The following is a 3,793-nucleotide window of genomic DNA, read 5'->3' on the forward strand; positions in this document are numbered from 1 at the left end:
GTCGCAACTCCCATTCTTACGCCGAGGACCAGCCCGTCTACTTCAGTCCCGCGTCAACAACGTCCATACCCACAACAACTAGCGACGATCTGCGAGACGAAGTCGACTGGACATGTCGACCAACAGCTCTACGGAACTGGGTGCCAGGCCCAATGTCATTGAAAGTAGACGGTGGAGGCGACGATCTAACAGCTTCTCGAGGACGACAGCATCCGCGACGTCGATTTGTTTCGACGAGGGACGATCTTCGTCGATGTTCGCGTCGTAGAAGTAGTCCGGCGAAACTCTGAAAAAGTTGGCCAACGCGTTCACTACCAGGAGGGACGGATTTTCGCGTACACCGGTTCGAAGTTGGGATAGGTAGGGCGTCGACACCGAACATCCACTTTCCAGCATCCCTCGGGCGACCTCGAGATTGGTCACCTTTACTTCAGCTTGCTCGAAAAGTTTGTTGAGCCGATTCGCGAACGTCTCCATTGCAGGTTCGCTCACAACGGAGCCCCGTTGCAACTCCCCCGGTCTGTCGACCCCACGATAACGACGACAGACTGCGACGAAGGGGCGTCGGCCCGACCTCGACTTGCGCCGGCGGGTAACTCTCGCCTGATGCGGGTCCGAGAATCCGTGACCGCGTCCTCTACCGTCGTTTCGGGTGCCGACATGTGATCCTCCAGTGCTTCCAATCTTCGTTCACGATGGATGGGATTTAGATCGCCCAGAAACGCCATGCGTCAGCATGGAACTCGTCATTCTCATCTCTCACACAGACGCAGCGGTCGTTCCTGGCGACCGGGTGTACCTCTCACTGAATTACCTCTCTCTGGTCGCGTTGACCAGGAGGATCTGCCGTAACCGAGATCTTCTGTGCTGCATCCATATTGCTTGCAATGGCACACGAGGTGCACCCGCAACTTCCAACACGGTGGCTTCATCGTGGTGATAGAGACCGGGCTCCGCGGTGACGAAAGCGAAACCTGTAGTGCCGACCACTGCCGTAGTCGTGGGCATTCCTTGGACACGACTGACGAGGACGGAAGGTTCGAAACCCTCTCGGCGACAAGCTGTAATCAGAAAGTCCGAGTAGAAAGAGGCTCCAGGCGGGTTCGCGAGGATTAGGGCGCTGCCGGCTAGATCCTCTAGTTCGATTGTGCGCTCGACTGCAAGTGGGTGTTGAGTGGAAACCGCAACCCGAAGAGGGCTATACCCGATGATCGATCCTGTGAAGCCTTCCGGGACTGCGACACCTCTTCGCAGCGCAATGTCGGTCTGACCTTCGCGGAGCGCTAGAATCAGCTCGTGGGCTAGCAGCTGACGAACTGTAACTGAGGCCAGCGGAATCTCTCGGCACACGGGTTCGACGAGTTCGATCACCTCATCCACCGACACCGTCGAAGTGTGTGCGATGAGCAGTTGCTCGTCGCGATCAGGTTCCACATCGCGCACAGCTCTGACGAGCGCGCTGCTCTCATCCAGTAGGAGTTGGGCTCCATCACGGAGCGTACGGCCAGCGTCAGTCAATTCGATTCGACGGCCGATTCGTTTGAGCAACGCCACTCCTAGATCGCGTTCGATTGTTTTGATCGTGCTACTGACTGCCTGCTGAGTCAGCTCGAGCTCAGCGGCCGCATGTGTGATATTGAGATGTTTTGCAACAGCGACGAACTGGCGCAGGCGGTGCGGATCGAGCATAGTCAGCTCCACCCCTGCTTCGCGTCCCTATTCTCGAAGCTCGGGCCCACTCTTTTGCCGCAGAACTGGAACTCCACGCCGTCCACCGTTTTGGACTCGCCTCCTTGGTTCATACCATTTGAGCCTTCCTTCGATCAGGGATCAGCACGCTCGCGTCGTCGTCTGGAGACGCAATCTGATGGGCGAACCAGTCCTCGTCAGTCGTTCGGAGACGGAGAGTTAGTTGCTGTTGCCAGTGGGGCAGTTACGTTGCCCGCCGATACGTCCAGTACCTGACCGGACACGTTGTCGCTGTCAATTCGTTGACGACCCGGCGACGGTGTCGTCCAATGTCCTTGGCGCCAAAGTTCGGCTACCGCTCGATGCTGTTTCGCGGGGGCTGCCTACGGGTCGCCCGCCTCGTCTACCTTGCACGCCCGTCATCGCTTCAGGCGGTGCGTGCACTACGGAGAAACTGATTCTGCCGCTTAGCGAATGATCATCACGGCCTGAAGGTAGATCGAGTCGCAGCAAGAGCGATATCTGCAAGAGAAATCGAGCATGGGGTCAATTCTCCGATGCCGGTCGGCGCAGGTACTCCTGCGGGCGAGAAGATCGACGGCGGTCGATGTATCACAGCGATGCTTTCGACAACTCCGGTTGGCATCCCATGCCAGCTCTTTGCGAACATGCCTGTGCCCCAACTATTTGCTGTCTGCGCAAGTTGCAGCCTTGCGATTGTGGTCATCCGGAACACGCAATTGAGCAGCCAGCGCGTGAGGTGAAGTGGATGATTATTCCGCCTCCAGAGGGTGCCCGTCGAGTTTCCCTGCACGACCGAAATTTGACCGGCCGCCGCAAAAGTCCGCCTCTCGAACAGGGTAATGCATTGTTTACCAGTGTGATTCGGGCTTGGTTTTAGCCGGCGCCGTGGTTGGGGTTCGTGCAGACCGTGCCCTCACACGGCACCGACTGACTACCACCGGCCGGGTCGGTCATGACTCCCCCGCCGTTGTCAGCGGGATTCGTACCTGCACCGTGGTTGGGGTTCGTGCAGACCGTGCCCTCACACGGCACCGACTGACTACCACGGGCGGGGACCGTCGCCGGTGTAGGACTCGGCTGGGTTTTAACGCTGGAATTTGCCGTTGGTGTCGAACTGGGTGTTTCTTTCGTCGTGGTTGCGTCATTACACGCTGTTACGCCGAGAGTGAGGGCAAGGATGCAGGCAATTGTCAGTCGTTTCATCGGGTTCCTTTTCGTCGTGTGTCGAGATGGACGTTCAGATGGAGCGAGCGCGGCGAAACATTCTGGGGGAAGAAGGCCTCACTGCGTGCGTCGGCCATTCCCCAGTTCCGTATCACCCATTCCGTCGCCCGGGTCGCCGAACGATGATGTCTTCCGAGGATCGGCGGCGTCTGCTGCTGCTGACAGAATTCAATGTGTCGTCGACAGCCGCACCGCCATGAGAATCGTGACGGGCACTGCGCAAATTTGACGCCGCGTGCCTCACTTGGGGGCTTGGTGAAGTTGAGCGTGGGGTCCGCCGAGATCCATAGGCAAGATTTGTCATCGAGGTTTCGACGCTGCCTCACACTGGTCCGACGGCGGCGGGAGGTAAGTTCTGCCACTGGGTGAGCATCTCCGGGTCCTGCAGCTCCATCCATGCGACCAGATCTGAGTATGTGGAGCAGTGCGTATCCGGCTTTCCGCACGCTTCAGCCATGAAATCTGCTGTTGCCGGGTTGAAGGCGTTTCCGTTCCAGTCGTTGAAGTGGTTGGCGATCACCAAGGGTGCACGGTTGCCCTCATACGCCTGGTCGAACATGTAATCGTATGTCTCTTTGGTTATCTCATGTGCGCGCCGCGTCGTTGCGGGATCATTCTTGGCGCCGTTGAGGGTGTACCAGAAGTTGTAGTCAAGCGCGGTCTGGTGCTTACCGAGCGGCGGCGAATACACGTAGGGGATGGGAAATTCCCATATTCCCTCGATCTTGTGCGGCCCGGTGCAGGCATTCCGCCGGGTAGTGCTGCGCTTCCCCCTGACTTTCGCTGTGGTCTGCGCGCTTTTGGTGATCGGTGTTGTGTCCCAGGGTTTGTGGAGGTCCGTCGAGGATGCTTCGTG

General features: G+C 58.3%; 3 protein-coding genes. All 3 read right to left on the reverse strand.

Annotated elements, in window-relative coordinates; all coding sequences use genetic code 11:
• Positions 1 to 78: 78 nt before the first annotated feature.
• Entirely contained in the window at positions 79 to 492 is a 414-nt protein-coding gene (locus AC1Q6C_RS33420; protein WP_483634881.1) for a helix-turn-helix domain-containing protein, read from the reverse strand.
• 318 nt (positions 493 to 810) lie between these two features.
• On the reverse strand, positions 811 to 1,689 hold the full coding sequence (locus tag AC1Q6C_RS33425; protein WP_483634880.1) for a LysR family transcriptional regulator: 879 nt from the start codon (positions 1,687 to 1,689) through the stop codon (positions 811 to 813).
• Positions 1,690 to 3,259: 1,570 nt separating this feature from the next.
• Positions 3,260 to 3,793, reverse strand: a 534-nt coding sequence (locus AC1Q6C_RS33430) for a polysaccharide deacetylase family protein (RefSeq protein WP_492667116.1), incomplete at its 5' end; no start/stop codon positions are given.

It is taken from the genome of Rhodococcus sp. MT28 (genome assembly GCF_058792695.1).

Bases quoted from the DNA above. Each gene is read 5' to 3' on its own strand.
- AC1Q6C_RS33425 (WP_483634880.1), bottom strand. From the start codon at position 1,689: ATGCTCGATCCGCACCGCCTGCGCCAGTTCGTCGCTGTTGCAAAACAT.